This is a genomic window from Labrenzia sp. ATLA3 (assembly GCF_057180185.1).
This window is the reverse complement of sequence record NZ_JBXUKV010000009.1, coordinates 190878-212760: the sequence shown is the minus strand read 5'-3', so window position 1 is coordinate 212760 and position 21883 is coordinate 190878. Positions and strand designations below refer to the sequence as shown.

The 21883-nt window shown below is 57.0% G+C and carries 18 protein-coding genes; 4 read left to right on the top strand and 14 right to left on the bottom strand.

Annotation, left to right across the window (positions count from 1 at the left end):
* The first annotated feature begins 59 nt into the window (after positions 1–59).
* Complete coding sequence (locus tag AC2A6O_RS24885) at positions 60–1640, top strand: acyl-CoA synthetase (RefSeq protein WP_498931107.1); 1581 nt, start codon at positions 60–62, stop codon at positions 1638–1640.
* Positions 1641–1812: 172 nt separating this feature from the next.
* On the opposite strand, the gene AC2A6O_RS24880 is transcribed toward AC2A6O_RS24885, so the two are convergent.
* Positions 1813–2430, bottom strand: a complete 618-nt coding sequence (locus tag AC2A6O_RS24880; RefSeq protein WP_498931105.1) for a hypothetical protein — start codon at positions 2428–2430, stop codon at positions 1813–1815.
* Positions 2431–2656: 226 nt separating this feature from the next.
* On the opposite strand from AC2A6O_RS24880, the gene lexA reads away from it, so the two are divergent.
* Positions 2657–3367, top strand: a complete 711-nt coding sequence (gene lexA / locus AC2A6O_RS24875) for a transcriptional repressor LexA (protein ID WP_498931103.1) — start codon at positions 2657–2659, stop codon at positions 3365–3367.
* Positions 3368–3371: 4 nt separating this feature from the next.
* Here lexA and AC2A6O_RS24870 read toward each other — a convergent pair whose 3' ends face one another.
* Complete coding sequence (locus AC2A6O_RS24870) at positions 3372–5501, bottom strand: ComEC/Rec2 family competence protein (RefSeq protein WP_498931101.1); 2130 nt, start codon at positions 5499–5501, stop codon at positions 3372–3374.
* Between the two features lie 412 nt (positions 5502–5913).
* Between AC2A6O_RS24870 and gltX the strand changes: the two genes are divergently transcribed.
* Together gltX and gltA are read left to right on the top strand one after the other, a co-directional pair.
* Positions 5914–7338, top strand: a complete 1425-nt coding sequence (gene gltX / locus AC2A6O_RS24865) for a glutamate--tRNA ligase (protein ID WP_498931099.1) — start codon at positions 5914–5916, stop codon at positions 7336–7338.
* 235 nt (positions 7339–7573) lie between these two features.
* A complete protein-coding gene (gene gltA / locus AC2A6O_RS24860) occupies positions 7574–8866 on the top strand; it encodes a citrate synthase (RefSeq protein WP_148586763.1) in 1293 nt (430 codons plus the stop codon).
* 365 nt (positions 8867–9231) lie between these two features.
* Here the strand turns inward: gltA and lpxB are convergent, their stop codons facing one another.
* The 12 genes from lpxB to pyrH all read right to left on the bottom strand — a co-directional run bounded on the left by lpxB (position 9232) and on the right by pyrH (position 21828).
* Positions 9232–10416 carry a lipid-A-disaccharide synthase gene (gene lpxB, locus AC2A6O_RS24855; RefSeq protein WP_498931097.1) on the bottom strand — a complete coding sequence of 395 codons (1185 nt, stop codon included), beginning with the start codon at positions 10414–10416 and terminating at the stop codon, positions 9232–9234.
* The gene (locus tag AC2A6O_RS24850) at positions 10416–11321 is read right to left on the bottom strand and encodes an LpxI family protein (protein WP_148586761.1); all 906 of its coding nucleotides are present in this window, start codon (positions 11319–11321) and stop codon (positions 10416–10418) included. Before AC2A6O_RS24850 ends, lpxB begins: the two co-directional genes overlap by 1 nt.
* Positions 11322–11324: 3 nt before the next feature.
* Positions 11325–12122 (bottom strand): acyl-ACP--UDP-N-acetylglucosamine O-acyltransferase, encoded by a 798-nt coding sequence (gene lpxA / locus AC2A6O_RS24845; RefSeq protein ID WP_498931095.1) that lies wholly within the window; start codon positions 12120–12122, stop codon positions 11325–11327.
* Positions 12123–12128: 6 nt separating this feature from the next.
* Positions 12129–12593: a 3-hydroxyacyl-ACP dehydratase FabZ gene (gene fabZ, locus AC2A6O_RS24840; protein ID WP_148586759.1), complete on the bottom strand. Its 465-nt coding sequence runs from the start codon at positions 12591–12593 to the stop codon at positions 12129–12131.
* A gap of 49 nt (positions 12594–12642) precedes the next feature.
* Positions 12643–13680, bottom strand: coding sequence for a UDP-3-O-(3-hydroxymyristoyl)glucosamine N-acyltransferase (gene lpxD / locus AC2A6O_RS24835; RefSeq protein WP_498931093.1), 1038 nt, complete (start codon positions 13678–13680; stop codon positions 12643–12645).
* Between the two features lie 79 nt (positions 13681–13759).
* Positions 13760–16003 carry an outer membrane protein assembly factor BamA gene (bamA, locus tag AC2A6O_RS24830; protein WP_209001303.1) on the bottom strand — a complete coding sequence of 748 codons (2244 nt, stop codon included), beginning with the start codon at positions 16001–16003 and terminating at the stop codon, positions 13760–13762.
* A gap of 302 nt (positions 16004–16305) precedes the next feature.
* Positions 16306–17448, bottom strand: coding sequence for an RIP metalloprotease RseP (rseP, locus tag AC2A6O_RS24825; RefSeq protein WP_498931091.1), 1143 nt, complete (start codon positions 17446–17448; stop codon positions 16306–16308).
* 100 nt (positions 17449–17548) lie between these two features.
* On the bottom strand, positions 17549–18760 hold the full coding sequence (locus AC2A6O_RS24820; RefSeq protein ID WP_498931089.1) for a 1-deoxy-D-xylulose-5-phosphate reductoisomerase: 1212 nt from the start codon (positions 18758–18760) through the stop codon (positions 17549–17551).
* Between the two features lie 16 nt (positions 18761–18776).
* A complete protein-coding gene (locus tag AC2A6O_RS24815; RefSeq protein ID WP_498931087.1) occupies positions 18777–19619 on the bottom strand; it encodes a phosphatidate cytidylyltransferase in 843 nt (280 codons plus the stop codon).
* A 15-nt stretch (positions 19620–19634) separates the two neighbouring features.
* A complete protein-coding gene (locus AC2A6O_RS24810; RefSeq protein WP_148586753.1) occupies positions 19635–20402 on the bottom strand; it encodes an isoprenyl transferase in 768 nt (255 codons plus the stop codon).
* Positions 20403–20433: 31 nt separating this feature from the next.
* Complete coding sequence (gene frr / locus AC2A6O_RS24805) at positions 20434–20997, bottom strand: ribosome recycling factor (protein ID WP_148586752.1); 564 nt, start codon at positions 20995–20997, stop codon at positions 20434–20436.
* A 111-nt stretch (positions 20998–21108) separates the two neighbouring features.
* Entirely contained in the window at positions 21109–21828 is a 720-nt protein-coding gene (gene pyrH / locus AC2A6O_RS24800; RefSeq protein ID WP_148586751.1) for a UMP kinase, read from the bottom strand.
* Positions 21829–21883: the final 55 nt, after the last annotated feature.

Genomic DNA, 21883 nt, shown 5'->3' with positions numbered 1-21883 from the left:
CAAACAGACTGTGGTCAACCTAACGTCAGAAAAAGCCAGTAACCGGGAGGCAAACTCAGATGGTGGAGCGCTGTTCCAATCGCGTGTCCAATCTTGCGCATTTTCTGACCAGAAACGCAGCACGATGGCCATCTCGACCGGCGGTTGTTCAGGATGGGACCACCTGGTCCTGGTCGCAGGTCGATTCGCGCGTTTCAGCTCTTGCGACAGGCCTCAAGGCGGAGTTTGGAGTTACCAAGGGTGATAGTCTGCTGGTGCAGGCTGAAAACTCGGTTCAGATGATCGAGATCATGCTGGCAGCTTTCCGTCTCGGGGCCATATGGGTTCCCTGCAACTTCCGACAAGCGCCTGGCGAGACCGCTTATGCAGCAGAAAAAGCAAGGGCGACGGTATTCCTGTGTGACTCAAGTTTCAGTGCCCAGGCCGATGCCGTGCGGAACGCAAGACCCCAGCTAGCAGGGTGTGTGACAATAGGGTCGAGCGATTTTGGCACCAACTACGAGGATCTCGTCTCCCGCCACTTGGGACACGCCTTTGCCAACGAGCGCGTAGACTACGACGATCCGTGCTGGTTGTTCTTCACGTCTGGCTCCACAGGTCGCCCCAAGGCTGTCGTCCTCAGTTACGGGCAAATCGGATTCGTCTGCGTCAACTACATGGCGGATCTGTTGCCAGGAACCACGGAACAGGACGCGTCGCTGGTGATAGCGCCGTTGTCGCACGGCGCTGGGCTTCAACTCATCGCACAGTTTGTGGCCGGTTCCGCACATGTGCTTCTGCCGCGAGGTGGTTTCAATCCAGCCACCGCTTTCGAGCTCATCGAAAAACACAAGATCAGCAATCTTTTCACGGTTCCGACAATCGTCAAACGCCTGGTGGAAGATCCTTCGGTCGACCGGTTCGATCACTCGAGCCTTCGCCACGTCATCTATGCGGGCGCCCCCATGTACCGGGAAGACCAGAAACTGGCGCTCCAAAAACTGGGCAACGTTCTGGTTCAATACTACGGACTTGGCGAGGTCACCGGAAACATAACTGTGTTGCGGCCACAGGATCATTTTCTGGAGGACGGGCCCGAGACACGCAGTGGCACCTGCGGCACGGAGCGCACCGGCATAGAGGTGTCGATCCAGGACGAAGACGGCAATCACCTGCCCCCCAATGAAACGGGTGAAGTCTGCGTTATCGGTGCGGCTGTCTGCGCAGGATATCTGGATGACGTCGAAGCCAACAAAAAATCATTCAGAAATGGCTGGTTCCGAACGGGTGACATCGGCCACATGGATGAACAGCGCTACCTTTTCCTGACCGGCCGTGCTTCGGACATGTATATTTCGGGTGGCTCCAACGTCTATCCGAAGGAAGTCGAGGAAATACTGCTCACACATCCGGAAATCTCCGAAGTCGCAATTCTCGGCATTCCAGACAGACAATGGGGCGAAGTCGGACTTGCCGTTTGTGTCGCAGCCCAGGGCAAAGCCCCCGACCCTCAGGCTTTGACAGACTATCTCAACGGCAAGATCGCACGTTACAAGCTGCCGGCACGCTACCTCTTTATTCCCGCGATGCCGACCAGCGCCTATGGCAAGATCACGAAGAAACTGGTGCGAGAGCATCTGACTGAGATGGGCTTGCTGTAAGACGGCAGCCCCCAAGAAAACTTGCCGATATCCAGCGATCAAGTCCCTTTGCCGAAAACCGGCTGCCACACACCAGATGCCGGGCAGTCCTTTAGAGATAGACCTCACGGATCAACTCCCCGTTCTGGAGGTTCTGGGTCGTTACGCCGAGCGGCATGAGCTGACTTCGGCCCTACTCGATCTTTCCGGTCTGACGCGTGAGGCGTTTGACTTCGTGATGCCTGCCTGCGCGATCAAGGACCGCCACGCGGCCTGGTAAAGCGACACGCATTCCTCCAAGGGTGCCATACTTGAAACAGCTATCGCAATTCTTGGCAGGAAGGACGGCGAGAGGTTCGCCCATGTACACGCCTACTGGCACGAGGAAGGCAGAGAGCTTCTTCATCACCTGTTGCCACACACGCTTTAGATAGCGCGCGCTGGCGTTATCAAGGGGTATGGTCTGCAAGGTGCAGCGTTTGAGGCTTCGCGCGCACCGGAGACCGAAATCACGCTGTTTCGCGTACAGCAAGCCGAGACCCACTCCGGCCCCATCAAGGACAACGACCTCATCACGACGCTGGCTCCATTTGCCGACCTGACAAACAGCATCCGCGAACTTGCTCTCCTGCTGGAGGGTTCGCCCTATGAAGTCCACGGCCTTGGCAGCCTTGCCGGAGCCGTCTTTCGCGAAGCAGATGCCATGACAGGTCTGATTTCCGAAAAACTGCTTTCTCCGTATGCCGGGACAACACCAAATCAGGAGCTCTGTGTTCCCATACGAGCCATCGATCAGAATTGAGGATTGCACGAAGTCATTCTTGCTGCCGGTGGAGCACCAACGCTTGTCACCTGCGAATTAGCGATCAAAAGCCGCTTAACGCATGACGACGCAGCGACATCAGCCACGAATTGAACGCGGCGGCTTGCAGAACGCCAAGAACAGTAAGAGAACATTTACCCTTGCAGAACACAATGAGAACAGGTATCATGTTCTTGATTTGTACCAGATGTTTTCTCGGTCAGGGGACGCCTACATGCTGACGCGCAAGCAGTACGAACTGCTCATGTTCATTCACGAAAGACTGAAAGAAACCGGTGTGCCGCCGTCTTTCGACGAAATGAAGGATGCGCTCGATTTGCGCTCCAAGTCAGGCATTCACCGTCTGATCACCGCACTTGAAGAACGTGGCTTCATCCGGCGCTTGCCCAACCGGGCCAGAGCTATGGAGGTCGTGCGCCTCCCCGATTCCATCGCGCCGGGCCTGGGCGCTCCCCGGCCGAGGGGCAGCTTCTCGCCCGAAGTCATAGAAGGCTCACTGGGCAAACCGGAACCTGCGAAAGTGGCGCCGGAACCCGCTATCGGTGTCACGGAAATTCCAGTCATGGGCAGAATTGCAGCCGGCGTTCCGATCGAGGCCATTCAAACCCACAGCCACTCGATCACCGTGCCTCAGGACCTGCTTGGACGCGGAGAGCATTACGCACTGGATGTGCGCGGCGATTCCATGATCGAAGCCGGCATTCTGGATGGTGACACGGTTCTGATCCGCAAGACCGACAGCGCCGACAGTGGAGATATCGTCGTCGCTCTTGTGGACGATGAGGAGGCAACCTTGAAGCGACTGCGCAAGAAAGGTGCCTCAATCGCGCTGGAAGCAGCGAACCCAGCTTATGAGACACGGATCTTCGGGCCTGGTCGTGTCCGTGTTCAGGGACGCCTCGTTGCCCTGTTTCGGCAATATTGATCCTCTACTCGTCCTCGCGCCCTTTTGCATTTGATGCATGGCCGATTTGACGCAACCCCTCCCTTGCGACCGTTCCTGGCTGATGCCAGGGACGCGGCGGATCTGGGATGGCAAACACCAGCTTTTCGATTTTCAGCTTTCCGTCAGGTGGGTTCTCCCGGGCATCGGAAAGCCTATTGGTATCGGTCTCCTGCCGAGTGGCGCTTCTTGACAACCAGATCGAAACCGCGCCGCGTGCGGAGCGCATTTTCTGGTCAAGAACAAATCCTGAGCCGCACCCCTTCGGAGCGACTAGATCGGTCACGATCAAATCGGCATACCTGCAATCCATCTGAAACGCTTCGAACGTCCTGGGCTGAGCTATCGCTAAATACGGCATAGCCTGTTCCAGCGCCTCTGATCCTTCTCCTGGTCCATATGCTCTGACGACGCAGCCATCATCATCGCATTTTCTTTGTGGCGACTTTATCTTGCGCGATAAAATCGCGTCTTCAGGAACGCCTTCGGACTGGAGCCAGAGGTCGGTCGCAAAGGACCGTCCTCTGGCAGCGTACCTCAAGGATCCGGCATCATCCCGAGCAGCTATACGAGAGCCGCTTGCAGCAATCTGGATGTCCGGAGGCCGGTCAGTGATGACAATCAGCAGCCCGGCGAGCAGTGGCAATCCGGCAAACAGACGCTTCCTTCCAGGCAGCAGCAGGCCGGCAAAAAGCGCCGACAACAGCAGACTTGCAGCCATTCCGTCGAGCCTACCCGATGTGCCACCGTCGGCATCTAGAGCGGCGGTAAAAGAGGCCACCTTCAACAGGAGCGAGACACCGAAAGACATCACTGTCAGAGGGAGCGCAGCCAGTCCGAAGGGCATCAGAACGAAGGCCAGCACCCCCATCGGCATGACAAGCAGCGAAAAGACGGGCATCCCCAGCAGGTTGCCCACGACGCCATAAGGCGCAATTCGACTGAAATGATGAGCTCCGATAATGCCGGTCGCCAATCCTGCAACCAGCGCAGTCACAAGCAGACCGGCAACCCACCTGCCAAGAAAAACGCCTGTCGCCATGCCCCATCCTGACACTTTGTCACCGGTAGATCCGAAGCGCTCTCTGTGTCGCCACAAGTCATAAACAGCAACCAGACAGATCACGGCTGCGAATGACATCTGAAAGCCCGGGAAAAACAGTCGCTCGGGTGCAATCAGGAGGAGCAGGAGGCCTGCCAGTGCCACACTGCGCAAAGTCAGACCGCGCCGACCGAACAGAATTCCGACAAAGACAATGGCAATCATCAGAAAGGATCGCTGTGTGGCGACTGCGCCACCGGAGAGGAGCAGATAGACGACCGCAGCACCAAGAGCTGAAAGTGCTGCCCACTTATGCACGGGCCACCTCAACGTCAAAATCGGAACAAGCGACAAAAGAAGCAACACGGCCCCATAGGTGCCCCCGGCGAAGAGCGCCATATGCAGCCCTGAAATTGCTAGGATGTGAGCGAGCCCGGCCGAACGCAAAACGTCTTCCTGCTGCTCACCGATGCCGCTTCGGTCGCCAACCAGCAAGGCGACGATCAACGCGGTCTCGGGTCCATCAGCAAGACTGGCTTTGATCCGTTCCGCGATATCGCTACGCAGTTTCGCAACAGCGACGCTGGGATGAAGCCAAAGTCCGCGACCTGGAACCTTCATGACCTGAGGTGGCCCGAAACTGAAACCCGTCGCACCTATCTGCTGATAAAACGCCCGGAACGAATAGTCATACCCTCCAGGAAAAACAGGGCCAGGCGGCGGAAAGAGGCGCGCATTGACACGAACGGTTTCCCCAACCTGCACCCCACTGTCAGCGGGAACACGCAAGCGCACCTTGGCCGGAAACTCGAGTTCCCTCGCCGGTTGACCATTCACGGCGGTTACCGCAAGCACGAGCCGACTACCCCGCGCCCCTGTATCCACCTCCTCAACAACGCCGGTCACATCGGCGTTTATCGGTTCAGCAAGGCGCGGCGTTGAAACATAAGCAGTGCGAAGACTGGACGTAGCCAGCCCGGCGAAGAAAGCCAGACAGAGCATGGCTGAAACCGCCACCTTTCCGCGTTGTCCTACGCGCAAGACTGCGACCGCTGCGATAATCGTCACAGACATCAACAGCATCCAGGACGGTTCCTCAGGCAACCAGACGTAAGCGCCAATTCCCGCTGCGAACGCGAAGGCAACCCACAAGAGGCCCTGGGCATCCCAAAGACGATCTGTCGCAGAATTTATTATCGAACTGGCATGGCGATTGTCGCCCGACGCCCACAAACGCCGCCTCAAACGCGCGTCAGATCCGGTAGCAGCAGGTGATAAACTTTGCCCCCGATCATCATGCCGTGCCGTTTGCGACCGGCTGTCAGTCGTATCCTGCGGACCGGTCAGTGACGTCACCCCAGCTCCCCGTTTGGTCCAAGAAAGGGCAGAAGCGCCTATTTAGCCTCGCCAAAGCCTGTGCTAAGACCGCGCCACCAACTCGGCGCGCTCCGCGCCGTCATACTGACAGAGACTTTTATAAAGCACCATGGCACAGAACATCGTCACGCGCTTCGCCCCGTCTCCGACCGGGTTCCTGCATATCGGCGGCGCCCGCACCGCGCTTTTCAACTGGCTATTCGCTCGCCATCATGGCGGCAAGATGCTGCTGCGGATCGAAGATACGGATCGGGCCCGCTCCACGCAGGAAGCAGTGGACGCGCTGATCGACGGCCTGTCCTGGCTTGGACTGGACTGGGATGGAGACCCAATCTCCCAGTTTTCCCGCGTTGAGCGCCACAAGGAAGTGGTCGAGCAAATGCTGGCAAACGGCACGGCCTACCGCTGCTACAGTACGCCGGAAGAACTCGACGCAATGCGCGAGAAAGCCCGAGCCGAGGGCAAACCTCCTCGCTATGACGGTACCTGGCGCGAACGCGACACCTCCGAAGCCCCTGCAGGTGTCGACCCTGTCATCCGTATCAAGGCGCCTCAGGACGGTGAGACCGTTGTCGATGATCTCGTGCAGGGGCGAGTCGTGATCCCGAACAAGGATCTCGACGACTTCGTTCTGATGCGGTCGGATGGCACTCCAACCTACATGCATGCCGTCGTGGTGGACGATCATGACATGGGCATCACCCATATCATCCGCGGTGTGGACCACCTGACCAATGCTGCCCGGCAGACGCTTATTTTCCAGGCTCTTGGCTGGGATGTGCCGGCAATGGCGCATATTCCTCTTATTCACGGGCCGGACGGTGCAAAACTGTCCAAGCGGCATGGCGCGACCGGCGCTGAGGCCTATCGCGAGATGGGCTATCTGCCGCAGGCCATGCGAAACTATCTGGCCCGGCTTGGCTGGAGCCACGGCGACGAGGAAATCATCTCTCTGGAAGACATGATCAAGTGGTTTGATTTCGACGCCGTCGGCCAGTCGGCTGCGCGTTTCGATTTCAAGAAACTGGAAAACCTCAACGGGCATTACATGCGTGCGACCGAGGACAGCGATTTGCTGAGCCATTGGAAGGTCTATCTCGCACATGCCGAAGGCGGCGATAAGGTTCTTTCCTGGCTTGCAGACGGCAACAACGAGGCAACTGCTCTCTCTGCGCTTCCGGGACTGAAGGAACGGGCCAAGACTCTGGTGGAGCTGACGGAAAGCGCTTCTTATCTCTGGCGTCAACGCCCGCTAGACACTGATGAAAAGGCCCGGAAAATACTGGACGACGATGCCAGAGCTATCCTGAAAGATCTCCACGGTGTTGTCGCGGGTGTCTCTGACTGGACTGCGGAACCACTGGAAACAGCGGTAAAGGCCTACGCGGAGAGCAAGGAATTGAAACTCGGCAAGGTAGCCCAGCCGTTAAGGGCCGCGTTGACGGGCCGCGGCACGTCACCCGGCATCTATGATGTTCTGATCGCTCTCGGCCGGGAAGAATCTCTGGCCAGAATTCAGGATCAGGCTGCCTGATATCAAGTGCCGCCGGGTGCACCTTACAGCAAAATCCAAGCTTCCGGCGGCTGCACTGGCGGGCGAAATACGTCTTTGACCAAAGCGTTATATCGCCCAGCTTGCGGCAGTGCAGTAAATGGGATACGCAATACGCGAAAAGTCTCCAGTGCTGGTCCGGCAACCGGAAACGGGACCCATCGCCTGAAGGGTCGAACCAGGACGGCACATCCGTTTAACGTAAAGGGGTTTCTGAATGGCCGACAACAACGCCAAGCTCAATGTCGGTGGTAACGACCACGCATTCGACGTTCTTGACGGATCCATCGGACCGTCCGTCGTGAACATCTCGTCCTTGTACAAGGACACCGGAATGTTCACCTACGACCCGGGTTTCACCTCCACCGCGTCGTGCGAATCCAAGATCACCTATATCGATGGTGATGAAGGCACCCTGCTCTATCGCGGATACCCGATCGAGCAGCTCGCAGATCACGGTGACTTTCTGGAGTCCTGCTATCTTCTGCTTTACGGCGAACTGCCGACAAAGACCCAGAAGGAAGACTTCGTCAACCGTGTGACCTATCACACGATGATCCACGAACAGATGAACCGGTTCTTCTCCGGTTTCCGCCGCGACGCTCACCCGATGGCTGTCATGGTTGGCACGGTCGGTGCGCTGTCTGCCTTCTATCACGACTCGACAGACATCACCGATCCGCACCAGCGGATGGTCGCGTCGCTGCGCATGATCGCCAAGATGCCGACCATTGCCGCAATGGCCTACAAGTACCATGTCGGTCAGCCTTTCGTTTATCCGCGCAACGACCTGAGCTATGCAGCCAACTTCCTGCATATGTGCTTTGCCGTGCCTTGCGAGGAATACAAGGTGAACCCGGTTCTGGCCCGCGCCATGGACCGCATCTTCATTCTTCATGCCGACCACGAACAGAACGCTTCGACCTCTACGGTTCGTCTGGCCGGTTCCTCCGGTGCAAATCCGTTTGCCTGCATCGCGGCCGGCATTGCCTGCCTTTGGGGTCCGGCACATGGCGGCGCCAACGAAGCTGCCCTCAACATGCTGTCGGAAATCGGCTCCGTGGATCGTATTCCGGAGTTCGTCGCCCGCGCGAAGGACAAGAACGACCCGTTCCGCCTGATGGGTTTCGGTCACCGTGTCTACAAGAATTATGATCCGCGCGCTCGGATCATGCAAAAAACGACGCACGAGGTTCTTGGCGAACTTGGCATCAAAGACGATCCGCTTCTGGACGTTGCCATGGAACTCGAAAAAATCGCGCTCAACGACGAATACTTCGTCGACAAGAAGCTCTATCCGAACATCGACTTCTACTCTGGCATCACGCTGCGAGCGCTCGGCTTCCCGACAACAATGTTCACCGTTCTGTTCGCTCTGGCCCGTACTGTTGGCTGGATCGCCCAGTGGAAAGAAATGGTGGAAGATCCGTCCCAGCGTATCGGTCGCCCGCGTCAGCTCTACACGGGTGAAAAGCTGCGCGACTACACGCCGATCGAACAGCGCCGTTAAGGCGCACGCCGGCAGTCGCCTGTAATTTTTCGCAGCTTATATCTGCGTACATGCCAAAATGAAGACGCCCTGCTTAACTGCCGGGCGTCTTTTTTGTGCCTAACTGGAACCGTGAAACACGTATAGAACGCACCCGGATTATTTGCATGTATTTGGCTAGACGCAAAGCAGCCTGAAGAAAGCTGATGTTGTTCGGCATGGGAGAAGGAAGGTCTGTTGCGTTGCGCTTCTGCTGGGTGTCTGCCTGGTCAACTGGTCTCAAACACACATGGAGAAACCGTCGATCTTCCCAGCCTCGCAGAGCTATTCCGTCTGCTTGAAGATCCAACTTCTTCCTGTCAGCAGTCAGTCAATTTAGGAAATCGTCAGGCCTTAGCCTTCATAGCCTCAAGCACCACATCTGCAGCAGCACCCCGCTGGCTATGACCATCCGGCAGTCGCATGACATCGTCTAGTCTCTGCAGATTCTCGATCTGCTTCTGACGCTCTGGACCGTTCTTCAGCAGCTCAACAAGATGGCAGGCGAGCACGTCCGGTTGCACTTCCTCATCAAGGAATTCCGGTATCGCTTTTGTCCCGAGGATAATATTCGGCAGCACGAAGGAATCGACGCTGGAAAATTTGAAGATCTGGTTGAGATCCTTGATACGCCTGAAGAACCAGTCGACCTTGTAGGCAACCACCATTGGAACGCCTGAAAGGGCAAGTTCAAGCGAGACAGTACCCGACGCGGCCAAGGCTACGTGCGCTTTCCTGAAGGCTGCCCGCTTTGCCTCAAGTCCCGTGACGATCTCGACCGGGACGGACCAACCGGCAGTTTCCTGGCGGATTTTATCTTCGGCATGCACAACAGCAGGCAAGACCACCTTGAGGCCAGGCACCTTTTTTTCAACGAGTGCAACCGTTGCCCCGAAGTCCGCCAAGAGCCTGTCGATCTCGCTTCGCCGGCTTCCTGGAAGCACGAGCAAGATCTTCTCGTCTGCGTCGACCGATGATCTTTCGCCCGCCGCGGGGCGGAGCTCGTCTGCCTTTTCACTCAAAGGGTGGCCAACGTAGTGCGTACGTGGTCCACCCAGTTTGCGGTGTACGTCTGGCTCAAAAGGCAACAGGGCCAGAAGGTCGTCTACATAGACACTCATCTTGCGGGCGCGGCCTGGACGCCAAGCCCAGACGGACGGCGAAACATAGCCTACGATGGGAATATGCGGTGCCCGTTTGCGCACGCGCTTGGCAACGTTGTGGGTGAAATCCGGACTGTCGACAATCACCAGCACATCTGGATTGGCCGCAACAATCGCATCCACGGTCTGGTAGACACGTTTGATGATCAACGGAAGTCTGGCAAGCACTGCGGTTAGTCCCATGACGGAGACATCGGACATATCGAAGAAACTCTTGAGCCCCAGAGACGTCATCCGTTCGCCGCCAACACCGCAATAACGAACCCCTGTCCCCAAACGCTCGTTGAGTGCCTTCATCAACTCCGAACCAAGCTGGTCTCCGGATTCCTCCCCGGCGACCACGCAGATCGAGGGCACCTGTCCGTTCATCACGAACGCTCGTCCGACTGATCAGGTGAAGCGCCATCGAGTTTCGATTCGTGCTCTATTCCGACAACAAAAAGACCCGCGTCATCAGCCCTTTTGAGGGTAACTTCCTTTTCGGCGATCAGGGCACCGCTCGCCTCAACAGCGATTCCCGCGAGACCTGCGGCCGCCGCCAAATCGATGGTTTTCGGCCCGACAGTAGGCAGATCCACGCGCAAGTCCTGATTTGGTTTGGCCGTCTTCACGAGAACACCGGCGCGACCCTTGGCCCGTATTCGGCCATTGCGCTTCAACTCCGCACACCGCTGCAAGACGGCATCAGTTCCTTCCGCCCCCTCAAGCGCAACAACCCTTCCTCCCACAGCAACGGCTGCCTGGCCGATATCGAGTTCGCCAAGCTTTTCACACGCCCGCAAGGCGAGTTCCGCATCCCGCCAATCCGTCTGGGTTGGCTGCACTTTTCCCAGCACCCCGCTTGAAGCCAGCAGTTGCGGCGCTACATCCTTGATCCCCACAACCCGATACCCCTCGACTTCGAACAGGCGGATCACCTTGGTCAAAAGACTGTCGTCACCACCGGCCAACGCCCTGATAATCGTCGGCAATCGCTTCAATGTACCTAAATCACCAAGGATGGACGTGAAATCGGGGCGTCTGGAAACACCACCGATCAGAAGCACGTCCTGACAGCCCGTTTTTTCCAAAAATTTGTAGAGCCGACCGATTTCGCCCCAACCAAGCTCAGCGTCGGCCTGAACGCGTGTGCGTTCGTCCGCTTCACCCTTGATGGCGATAATCTTGAAGTCACGTCCGGCATTGCTGAGAGCATCCGCGATCTGGCAGGGCAAACTGCCATTCCCCGCAATCAGGGCAAGGCGTGGTCCTGTCGCCGTATCCGCCCCGGCCATCCGTCAGTCGTCGCTGCGCGGCGTGCAGAACCGGCGGTCTTCCTTTTCAAGGATGAAGTCGGTAACCGTCTTGACCAGAGGTTGATCAGTACCTTCAGCGGCCACCGCTTCAGCCCGGCTGCGCAAGGTTCCTTCATTGCTCTCAAACAGTGCCCGATATGCTGCACGCAGGGCGTGGATCTGTTCCCGAGGAAAACCCTTGCGCTTGAGACCGACAAGGTTGAGCCCGGCAAGGCGGGCGCGATCACCGATCACGGAGCCAAAAGGAATGACGTCGAATTCGACACCAGTCATGCCCCCCACGATTGCGCCCGTTCCTATACGCGACCACTGCCTGACAGCACTCAAACCGCCTAGAATGACAAAATCATCAAGTTCGACGTGACCCGCAAGCGTGGCATTGTTGGCCAGAATCGCATGGTCACCGACCTTGCAGTCGTGGCCGACATGCGAGCTCATCATGAAAAGACAGTTATCACCGACCCTGGTATAGCCGCCGCCACCTTCCGTACCCGGGTTCATGGTCACATGTTCACGGATCTGGTTGTTGGCACCGATTTCCAAAAAGCTGACTTCACCAGAAAACTTAAGGTCTTGCGGTTTGTGGCCAATGCTTGCGAAGGGGAAAATATGCGTATTGGCCCCAACGCTTGTGTGACCCGAAACAACGACATGCGATTCCAGGACAACTCCGTCGGCGAGTTTCACGTTCGGGCCGACAATCGAATATGCCCCGATACGAACGCCCTCGCCGATCACGGCCCCGTCTTCGACTATGGCCGTTGGATGGATGTCAGTCATATATCCTCACGCATCTACCAGCATCGCGCTGACTTCTGCTTCTGCAACCTTGTTGCCATCGACTTTGGCGACAGCATCGAATTTCCAGATGTTGGAGCGTTGCTTGATCTTCTTGACGTGGAAATAAACCTGGTCACCAGGTTCCACCGGCCGGCGGAATTTCGCCTTGTCGATGGTCATGAAGTAGACCAACTGCGGCGGAGCATCGTCACCGCGCGCATGCACGCAGAGCGCGCCGGCCGTTTGAGCCATGGCCTCGATCAGAAGAACGCCCGGGAAAACCGGTCTCTCTGGAAAGTGTCCTGTAAAATGCGGTTCGTTGATGGTGACGTTCTTGATGCCGATACAGCTGTCGTCACCGTCCATCTCGATGATCTTGTCGATCAGAAGAAAAGGATACCTGTGCGGCAGGAGCTTCATGATCCTCATGATGTCTGCGCTGGCAAGTGTTTTGTTTTCTGCGTCTACCATATACCACCCCTTGGCGAATGACCGCCGCAAAGTCCTGTTTGTAATCCGTTTACGATCCGCTGCCGCGCTCTGCAAGCTTTCTGACGGCAGCGACCTCGCGGAACCACTGTTTGACCGGCTTAGCCGGTGTGCCGCCGTAGCGCCCGCCGGCAGGCAGGTCATCATTTACAACGCTTACGGCAGCCACCTGAGATCCCATACCGATGGTAACGTGACCGCGCACTCCGCTTTGCCCGCCGATGGCGACAAAATCCTCAAGCGTGCAGCTTCCGGACAAACCAACCTGGGAAACAATAACGCAGTGGCGTCCAACCACCACATTGTGGCCAATCTGAACCTGGTTATCGATCTTCGTGCCCTCGCCGATGATCGTATCCCTGTTTGCCCCACGGTCGATGGTCGTATTGGCACCGATTTCTACGTCGTCCTGAATGATCACCCGGCCGACCTGGGGAACCTTGAGGTGCCCCAGGGGCCCCATTGCATACCCAAAGCCATCCTGGCCGGAGCAAACGCCCGGATGCAGATAAACCCTGTTACCAATAACAGTATGCTGAACCGTAGTATTTGGACCTATTACGCAGTCACGGCCAATCTTCACGCCTTGCCCAATGACAGCATTGGCACGAATGACCGTACCTGCACCGATTTCTGCACCGGCTGCGATCACAACGCCCGCTTCCACGGTGACATTGTCTTCAAGCGAAGCGGCCGGATCAATTACCGCCCGTTCTGAAATCACCGCAGGGCCTGCGTCTACCGGCACCATGGCTGCGGGGTAAAGTTTGGCAAGCACCTTTGCCCAGGAACGGTAGGCATCTGCACAGACAAGAACGGCAACGCCCTCAGGCACCTTGTCCTTGTGCTTCCTGTTAACCAGGCAAGCTGCTGCCGTGGTGCCATCCAGTTTCTTGAGATAAGCAGTGTTGTCGAAAAAGACCAGGGCGCCGGGCGTAGCATCTTCCAGCGGCGCGACACCCGTTATCATCAACTCAGGTTCGCCGCGAGCGATCTCCGCATCCGCCCAGGACGCGATATCTGAAAGAGAGACCGGAGCCGGAGATTCAAAAAAATTTGGCTCGGACATGATATTATCCTTCTTGCCAGCCAACAAAAACGGCCGCCGAACGGATCGGCGGCCGTTTTCTATCCTATGTGACCGCAGTTTAGAAGCGCGTACCGCCGCTCAACCGGAAAATCTGCGTTTTGTCAGAGTCGTTCTTGACAATCGGGTATGCAAAGTCTGCCCGCAGAGGTCCGAACGGAGAGTTCCAGCGGATACCTGCACCAACCGACGCACGGACGTTGAAGTCGTTCGAGTCGATCTGACCACCATTGTTATCCACGAGGCTCACGAGGCTGCTGTCTGCATCCCACAAGGAACCAGCATCGGCAAACACCGCACCACTCAGGCCGAATTCCTTGGGAATGACCGGGAATGGGAACATCGTTTCCGCTGTTGCAGCGAAGTAGAAGCGGCCACCGATTGCATCTTCAGTCGTGGCGTCACGAGGACCGATACCCTGGTTTTCGAAACCACGCACCAGGTTCCCGCCCAGCATGAACTGCTCGGACACACGCAAGCGCTCGTCACCAAGGGCCATGATGTTACCACCACGCACCGACAGGCTTCCGATGAGACCGTAATCAGCCAGGATTTCCTTGTAGGCACGTGCCTGGACTTCGGTCTTGATGTAGAAGCTGTCACCACCCAGACCAGCGATTTCCTGACCGAAGGACGCATAGATACCGTCGGACGGATCCAGGACACGGTCCAGCGTATTGTAACGCAGCTCGTAACCAACCAGGGACGTCAGATAGGTACCGAGGGAGTCACAGACCGCCAGGGAAAGGCTTGCAGTGTCACAGTTGTTGATGTCGGTCGAGTTGTTGTCCGGATCGGAGTTCTGCTCCTGGAAGATGTTGTAGAACAGACGGACAGTCAGCTCATCTTCCCGTAACGGCAACGTGAAGCCGAAACCACCACCGGTCTTCTCCTGATCGAAGGAGCGATAGTCGTTGGCATCATCCACCTTGCGGTAGAGATCAAGATCCAGCGCGACACGACGCCCCATGAAGAACGGCTCCACAAAGCGGAATTCGTAAGACTGCGTGTCCGTGCCGCCACCAACAGCAAGCTTCACGAACTGGCCGCGGCCCAGAAAGTTCTTCTCGGTGAGCGAAATGTCGCCAATGACACCGTCGACGGTCGAATAACCAACACCGAAAGAGATTTCGCCGGTCGGCTTTTCCTCGACACGAACGTTCACAACCACGCGGTCGGGCGCACTGCCCTGCTGTGTGGTGATCGAGACCCTTTCGAAGAAACCAAGGTTACGCAGACGACGTTCAGCCTTATCGATAAGCGCACGGTTGAACGCATCCCCTTCGGCAATGTCGAACTCGCGGCGAATAACATACTCACGTGTGCGGTCATTGCCGATCACGTTGATCCGCTCGATATAGGCGCGCGGACCTTCTTCGATGTAGTAGATCAGCGAAATCGTGTTGTTGTCGTAGTCGCGAGCACCCCGCGGACGGACACGGGCAAAGGCATAGCCTTCTTCCGAGACACGCAGCGTGATGTCTTCGACAGACTGTTCGACACGCAGAGAATTGAAAGTCTGGCCACTCTTGGTACGTACAAGGCGGCGAAGATCTTCAGGATCAACGTCAGGGATCGTGGAAACGATCTCAACGTCACCAATCTCGTATTTCTCACCCTCTTCCACAGTGAAGGTCACGTAGAAGATGTTTTGCTCGCGATCGAGATCCGCACTCGTGGAGACAATACGGAAATCCGCATAGCCTTTCTTGTTGTAATACTGACGCAGCAGCTCCTCATCCGCGGCCAGACGGTCCGGATCGTAGGTGTCCGTGCTGCGAAGCCAGCTCAGAAGGCCGCTTTCCCGGGTACGGATAACATCGCGCAGCCGGCCATCGCTGAATGCGGAGTTGCCAATGAAGCTGATACGCTCAACGCCAGTCTTGGCACCTTCGTTGATCTCGAACACAAGATCGACACGGTTCTGACCACGATCAATGATCTGCGGCTCGACGGACGCGCCATAGCGACCGGAGCGGCGATAAGCTTCAAGAATGTTCTGAACGTCGGCCTGAACCTTCGCACGGGACAGCATCGAACGAGGCTGCGAGCGTACGGCCGTTTCCAACGCACCGTCCTTGATCTTCCGGTTACCTTCGAAAGACACCTGATTGATGATCGGGTTTTCTGTAACCGTCACAACGACAACGCTACCACGCGGGGTGATGTCGACCGTTGCAAAAAGCCCGGTTGCGTAGAGCGCCTTTAGAGACTCATCGACATCGAACGCACTGTACGAACGCCCGGGAACGATGGTCATGTAACTGACAACGGTTTCGTCCTCGACACGGGTATTGCCACGCACGTCAATGCTTCTGGCAACGGCCGCCTGAGCCTGTGAAACCAGGGACACCGGCCCGAAAGCTTTCGGCAAAACAGTCCCGATCGAAAATACGGCCACCGCCAACAGTACGGCCCGTGTAAGTCTCTGCAATCGCTGCATTATTGCGCTATGCCTTTATTTTTAATACCCCTTCCGGGAATCCGCACTCACCCCAGCAGATTCTCGGAACCGACGAGTGTTTTATAGGTTTTTACCGATAACGCAACAGCCCTTCCGGGCGGAAAGCGATTTAGTCTGAAGACGTTGCGTCAATGTCACGGGTGTCATGAATTGGTCCCCACAAGCCGCATGATATCTTTCCAGGTGACGAACACCATCAGCATGAGAACAAGCCCCAGTCCGATCCTGAAACCGACGTCCTGCACCCTGTCGCTAAGCGGTTTGCCACGCAGGGCTTCGGCAGCGAAGTAGACGAGGTGCCCGCCGTCAAGAATCGGCACCGGAGCCAGATTGATCAGACCGATGCTGACGGAGAGAACGGCCGCAAGCGAAATAAGCGGCATGAACCCGAGGTCTGCGACTTGACCAGAGATCTGGGCGACGCGGATCGGGCCGCCGAGCTGATCGGCCGATTGCCGCTGAGAGATGATACCCCCGATATAGCTCACGGTGCTTTCAATAATGCGCCAGGTTTCCGCAGTGCCTTCAACAAGAGCTTCGCCGAGACCGTATTTGATGTGAACGAGATGGGACGGATCGGAAACACCACGGAGACTGATATCGCCGGCCACCTGTCTCTCGCCAAAAAAGACTTCTTTCTCTTTTGCGTCAGGCGTAACCGTCAAGTTGACATCCTTGCCGGCACGCTCGACTTCAAAGACAAGAGGCGTATTGGCATTCATCAGGACGATCTGTCGCATTTCACCGAAAGTCTGAATCGGCCTGCCGTCAATTTCCTTCACGACATCACCAGCAAGAAGGCCATCGCGTTCAGCAGCCCCACCGGGCATCACCTGTTCGACGACAGGTTCGAAGCCCTGTTTGCCCGAAGTGACGAAAAGTGCCGTGAAAATAACGATTGCGAGGAGGAAATTGGCAATGGGACCGGCGGCGACCACAGCCATGCGCTGCCAGACAGGCTTGGCGACAAACGCGGTTTTCCGTTCTTCCTCGCTCATTTGCGCAATGGCTTCCCGGCTTGGAACACTTGCCGCATTGTCGTCGCCGGCAAATTTGACGTAGCCGCCAAGCGGAATCCAGCACAGTTTCCAACGGGTCCCTTTCTGGTCGTTAAAACCGAAAAGCTCCCGCCCGAAGCCGACAGAAAAGGCGTCAACCTTCACATTGCACCAGCGAGCCACTGCGAAATGGCCCAATTCGTGGAAGAAGACCACGATTGTCAGCACGAATAGAAAGGGAATGATCGTGCCGGCTATCAAGGAATAGGCGGAAGCAAGAAGATCCATGAAGTGTGTCCGATCCTGCGCAGCTAGGATTATTTTGAAGCTTTGTACTAAAAAGAAAATTACGGCGTGTTAATGGTCGCAAACCAAATTTCCAGAACCGTCAACACGCCATATGCCGCGCCTCTATCCATTCAGCGGTCTTTCGCCGCACTTCGGTATCGAGAGCAAGAACGTCTTCCACACCGGCGGCCTCGCTCAACAGCCCTCCTGCCCCCATGGCTTCAAGCACCGTCTCGATGGCGGCCGGAATATCCATGAAACCGATGCGTCCGGTCAGAAAAGCCTCCACGGCAATTTCGTCCGCGGCATTGAGGGCCGCCGGCGCCATTCCCCCTGCCCTCATGGCCTCCAGTGCCAGATGCAACGCCGGGAACCGGTCGAGATCGGGAGCTTCAAAAGTAAGTGTGCCAAGTTCGGCAAGGTCCAGACGTTTCACCGGAACGTTCATCCGCCGCGGAAACGCGAGACAATGGGCAATCGGTGTGCGCATGTCCGGACTGCCGAGTTGCGCCAGCAACGAACCGTCTTTGTATTGCACAAGACCGTGAACAGTTGATTGCGGATGGACGAGCACACCGAGCTGATCATGAGAAACCGGAAAAAGATGAGAAGCTTCAATCACCTCGAAGCCTTTGTTCATCATGGTGGCACTATCGATGGTGATGCGCGCGCCCATGTCCCAGTTCGGATGCTTGAGCGCCTGCTGCGGCGTCACCCTTTTCATGCCGTCTTTCGAAAGCGTCCTGAACGGCCCACCCGAGGCTGTGAGAATTACCTTTTCGACCATATCGGCCTTGTCGGTTTCAAACACCTGAAACACAGCGTTGTGTTCGCTGTCGACGGGTAAAAGCTCCGCCCCGGTTGCCCGGATCTTTTTCATGAACAAGTCGCCCGCGCAAACAAGGCATTCCTTGTTGGCAAGTGCAATGCGGCGTCCAGCGCGAATAGCGGCCATGGTCGGCTTTAGTCCAGCCGCGCCCACTATGGCACCGACGACAATATCCGTGTCCCGGTCGACCGCCTCCAGAACGGCAGCCTCCCCGGCTCCGGTCTTGATCCCGCTGCCTGAAAGCCGATCCCTGAGTTCCGGATAGCAAGTTTCGTCAGCAAGGATCGCCGAACTTGCTTTCAGCGTTTTCGCCATGTTGGCGAGAGCCGCGGCATTCCGGTTCGAAACCAGCGCCACAACCTCATAGCTGTCCGGATTTCTTTCAATAAGATCCGCCAGGCTCTGGCCGATGGACCCGGTGGCGCCGAGAACGGTTATCCGGGTTTTCGCGCCAGGGTCGCGTGCTGCTAAGGCAGCTGCCATGCCTGTTACTCCAAATTTAGGTCAGACCGAGACCGGCAAGCGGATCAGCGAGACTGCCCCCTGCCGCCAGGCCAATGAGCACGGCGAAGATCGCAGCAGCGACCAACCCGTCGATCCGGTCCATGATGCCGCCATGTCCTGGAATAAGCCGGCTGGAATCCTTGACGTCGAAACGCCGTTTGATAGCTGATTCCAGAAGATCTCCGGCTTGAGAGACAACCGAAAGACCGGCGGCCAGCAATGCCCACAACACAAGATGCTGTGCATTGGCGACAAGGGCGACACCCGTGCCAAACAGCGTCGCAAGCACCAGTCCGCCAATAGCACCAGACCAGGTCTTTTTAGGTGATACACGCGGCATGAGCTTGGGGCCACCCAATGCACGACCGGTAAAATACGCGAAGATGTCCGTGGCCCAGACCACGAACACCAGGAAAAATGCCACAAGAAGTCCTTCGCTGCCTTCGCGAAGCGCAAGCAGCGAAAACAGGGCAAGCCCGCTATAGACAATCCCCTCTATCGCCCATCGGCCAGTCTTCGAAAAGCCGCTGACGGCATAGGCGATGAAAGCGCCCAGCACCATAGCCACCAGCCCAGGCCCTGGATGTCCGGCGACGCACAGGATTGCAATTGCAAAAAGCGTGACGAACCCGGTCAGGGCCCCTACCGACTTTGCCGGGGTTCCTGTGATCGAAAACCATTCCCAGAGAAACAGACCGGACGCGACCAGCGTCAGTGCAGCGAAGGGAAGACCGCCAAGATACGTTATCAGCAGAACAAGCGGACCCAAAACGAGAGCCGAAAGGAACCTGAGGCGAAGGTCGGATAGTTTTTTCGGGTGCTGGTCGGGTTCTGCCATTGCTCGAGCCGGAGGTCAGTTTGCCTTGGCGTCAAGGCCGCCATACCGGCGCTCGCGGCTGCAGAAGCAGCTCAAAGCCTTGTCGAAGGCCGCTTCATCGAAGTCCGGCCAGTAAAGATCGCAAAAGTAGAATTCCGAATAGGCGGCCTGCCACAGAAGGAAATTGGACAGGCGCATTTCCCCGCTCGTGCGGATGATAAGATCCGGATCCGGCAATCCGGATGTGTCAAGCGCTGCGGTAATCGATTCCTCGGTTATGTCAGCCGGCTGAATTTCGCCCGATTGAACCTTAGCTGCCAGCTCCTGTGCCGCCCGAACGATTTCCGACCGCGAACCATAGTTGAAGGCAACCACAAGGTTCAGACCAGTGTTGTGACGGGTCAGGTCTTCAGCTTCGTTGAGAAGTGCGAGGATGCCCGGCTCCAGGTCGCTACGCCCGCCAATGATACGGATGCGCACATTGGCTTCGTGAAGCTCACTGAGATCACGCTGTACGAACCGGCGAAGCAGCCCCATCAGGAAGGACACTTCGGTCTGCGGGCGGTTCCAGTTTTCAGAGGAAAAGCTGTAGATCGTAATGGTTTCGATGCCGACCTGACCGGCATGACGGATAACCTTGCGCAGCGCGCCAAGTCCCTGCCGGTGCCCCTCAGTTCGCGGCAAACCGCGCGCGGTTGCCCACCGCCCGTTGCCATCCATGATGAAGGCAACATGACGGGGCATTTTCGCACCGGTTTCATCTGCAGCAGGTGCATGCAGGTTGCGGTCCGGGCTGACGCTCATATGCTCCCCCAACTCACCCTTCCCTGGCCGATCAAACCTGGGAAATTTCCTGCTCTTTTTTCTCCAGCATGGTGTCGACTTCCGCGATCATCTGATCGGTCAGCTTCTGCACCTCATCGGAGGCGACGCGGCTGTCGTCCTGAGAAATGTCACCGTCTTTTTCCGCCTTCTTGGCGGTGTCCATGCCATCGCGGCGGACGTGACGGATGGAAACTTTCGCCTGTTCAGCGTATTTGTGAGCCACCTTGATCAATTCCTGGCGGCGTTCCTGGTTCAGCTCGGGAATCGGCAGACGCAGCAGCATGCCGTCCACAACCGGGTTCAGACCCAGATTGGATTCCCGGATCGCCTTTTCGACGGCCGACACCATGCTCTTGTCCCAGACCTGAACTGCAAGCATACGAGGTTCGGGAACGGAAACGGTGGCCACCTGGTTGATCGGCATGGACTGGCCATAGGCTTCAACAGTAATCGGATCCATCATGGACGACGACGCGCGGCCGGTACGCAGTCCTGCAAATTCTGTTTTCAGAACCGACAGCGCTCCCTGCATGCGGCGCTTCAGATCATCAAGGTCCACACCTTCTACCGACATTGTTTCCTCACTGTTGTTTTGTGCTTGGCTGAATAGAGTCTCGGCGCGCGCCAACATGGCATAAACGCACCGAAACACAAGAGCTTGAACCGGGATTGGTTCTTAAAACTTTCAGTCACCCACGACAGTGTAGGTGCCGGTTTCCTGAAGCACGCTGACGAGAGCGCCGGGAGAATGAATGGAAAACACAATGACAGGAATGGAATTGTCACGCGCCAGGGCAATGGCCGTGGTGTCCATGACTTTCAGGTTACGGGTTATGATTTCCTCGTAACCGAGCGTCTCGTAGCGCTCTGCGTTCGGGTTGACCTTCGGGTCATCGGAATAGACGCCATCCACCTGTGTGCCCTTCAGGAAAGCGTCGCATTTCATTTCCGCGGCCCGAAGAGCCGCGCCGCTGTCCGTGGTGAAAAAGGGGTTTCCCGTGCCGCCTGCAAAAATGATCACATCGCCGTCTTCCATGTAGCGGTCGGCGACACGCTGCGAGAAGGTCTCGCAGATCGACGGCACCGAGACGGCAGACAGAACACGCGCGTTGACTTTCAGGCGGCGCAGGGCATCAGCCAGCGTGAGGCTGTTCATGATGGTTGCAAGCATGCCCATGTGGTCGCCGGTCACACGATTGCCGCCCTTGGCGGCAACGGCAACACCGCGGAAGATGTTGCCTCCGCCGACGACAACGCCGACCTGGGCTCCCAGAGCCACTGCGTCGGCGATTTCCTTTGCGATCCTTTGCACAATGGCCGGGTCAATTCCAAACGCCTGCGACCCCATCAGGGCCTCGCCGGAGAGTTTCAGAAGGATCCGTTTCCAGCGCAAGGAATTCGTCATGGGTGCACCCTTTAAAAATTGTCTTTCTAAAAAAAAAGCGCCGGACTTGCCGGCG

Bases quoted from the DNA above. Each gene is read 5' to 3' on its own strand.
- lpxB (WP_498931097.1), bottom strand. From the start codon at position 10,416: ATGAACGGACAGGTGCCCTCGATCTGCGTGGTCGCCGGGGAGGAATCC.
- gltX (WP_498931099.1), top strand. From the start codon at position 5,914: ATGGCACAGAACATCGTCACGCGCTTCGCCCCGTCTCCGACCGGGTTC.
- frr (WP_148586752.1), bottom strand. From the start codon at position 20,997: ATGTCGGTAGAAGGTGTGGACCTTGATGATCTGAAGCGCCGCATGCAG.
- AC2A6O_RS24810 (WP_148586753.1), bottom strand. From the start codon at position 20,402: ATGAGCGTCAGCCCGGACCGCAACCTGCATGCACCTGCTGCAGATGAA.
- AC2A6O_RS24850 (WP_148586761.1), bottom strand. From the start codon at position 11,321: ATGGCCGGGGCGGATACGGCGACAGGACCACGCCTTGCCCTGATTGCG.
- lexA (WP_498931103.1), top strand. From the start codon at position 2,657: ATGCTGACGCGCAAGCAGTACGAACTGCTCATGTTCATTCACGAAAGA.
- AC2A6O_RS24885 (WP_498931107.1), top strand. From the start codon at position 60: ATGGTGGAGCGCTGTTCCAATCGCGTGTCCAATCTTGCGCATTTTCTG.
- AC2A6O_RS24815 (WP_498931087.1), bottom strand. From the start codon at position 19,619: ATGGCAGAACCCGACCAGCACCCGAAAAAACTATCCGACCTTCGCCTC.
- AC2A6O_RS24820 (WP_498931089.1), bottom strand. From the start codon at position 18,760: ATGGCAGCTGCCTTAGCAGCACGCGACCCTGGCGCGAAAACCCGGATA.
- rseP (WP_498931091.1), bottom strand. From the start codon at position 17,448: ATGGATCTTCTTGCTTCCGCCTATTCCTTGATAGCCGGCACGATCATT.
- fabZ (WP_148586759.1), bottom strand. From the start codon at position 12,593: ATGGTAGACGCAGAAAACAAAACACTTGCCAGCGCAGACATCATGAGG.
- lpxA (WP_498931095.1), bottom strand. From the start codon at position 12,122: ATGACTGACATCCATCCAACGGCCATAGTCGAAGACGGGGCCGTGATC.
- pyrH (WP_148586751.1), bottom strand. From the start codon at position 21,828: ATGACGAATTCCTTGCGCTGGAAACGGATCCTTCTGAAACTCTCCGGC.
- gltA (WP_148586763.1), top strand. From the start codon at position 7,574: ATGGCCGACAACAACGCCAAGCTCAATGTCGGTGGTAACGACCACGCA.
- lpxD (WP_498931093.1), bottom strand. From the start codon at position 13,680: ATGTCCGAGCCAAATTTTTTTGAATCTCCGGCTCCGGTCTCTCTTTCA.
- AC2A6O_RS24870 (WP_498931101.1), bottom strand. From the start codon at position 5,501: ATGTCTGTGACGATTATCGCAGCGGTCGCAGTCTTGCGCGTAGGACAA.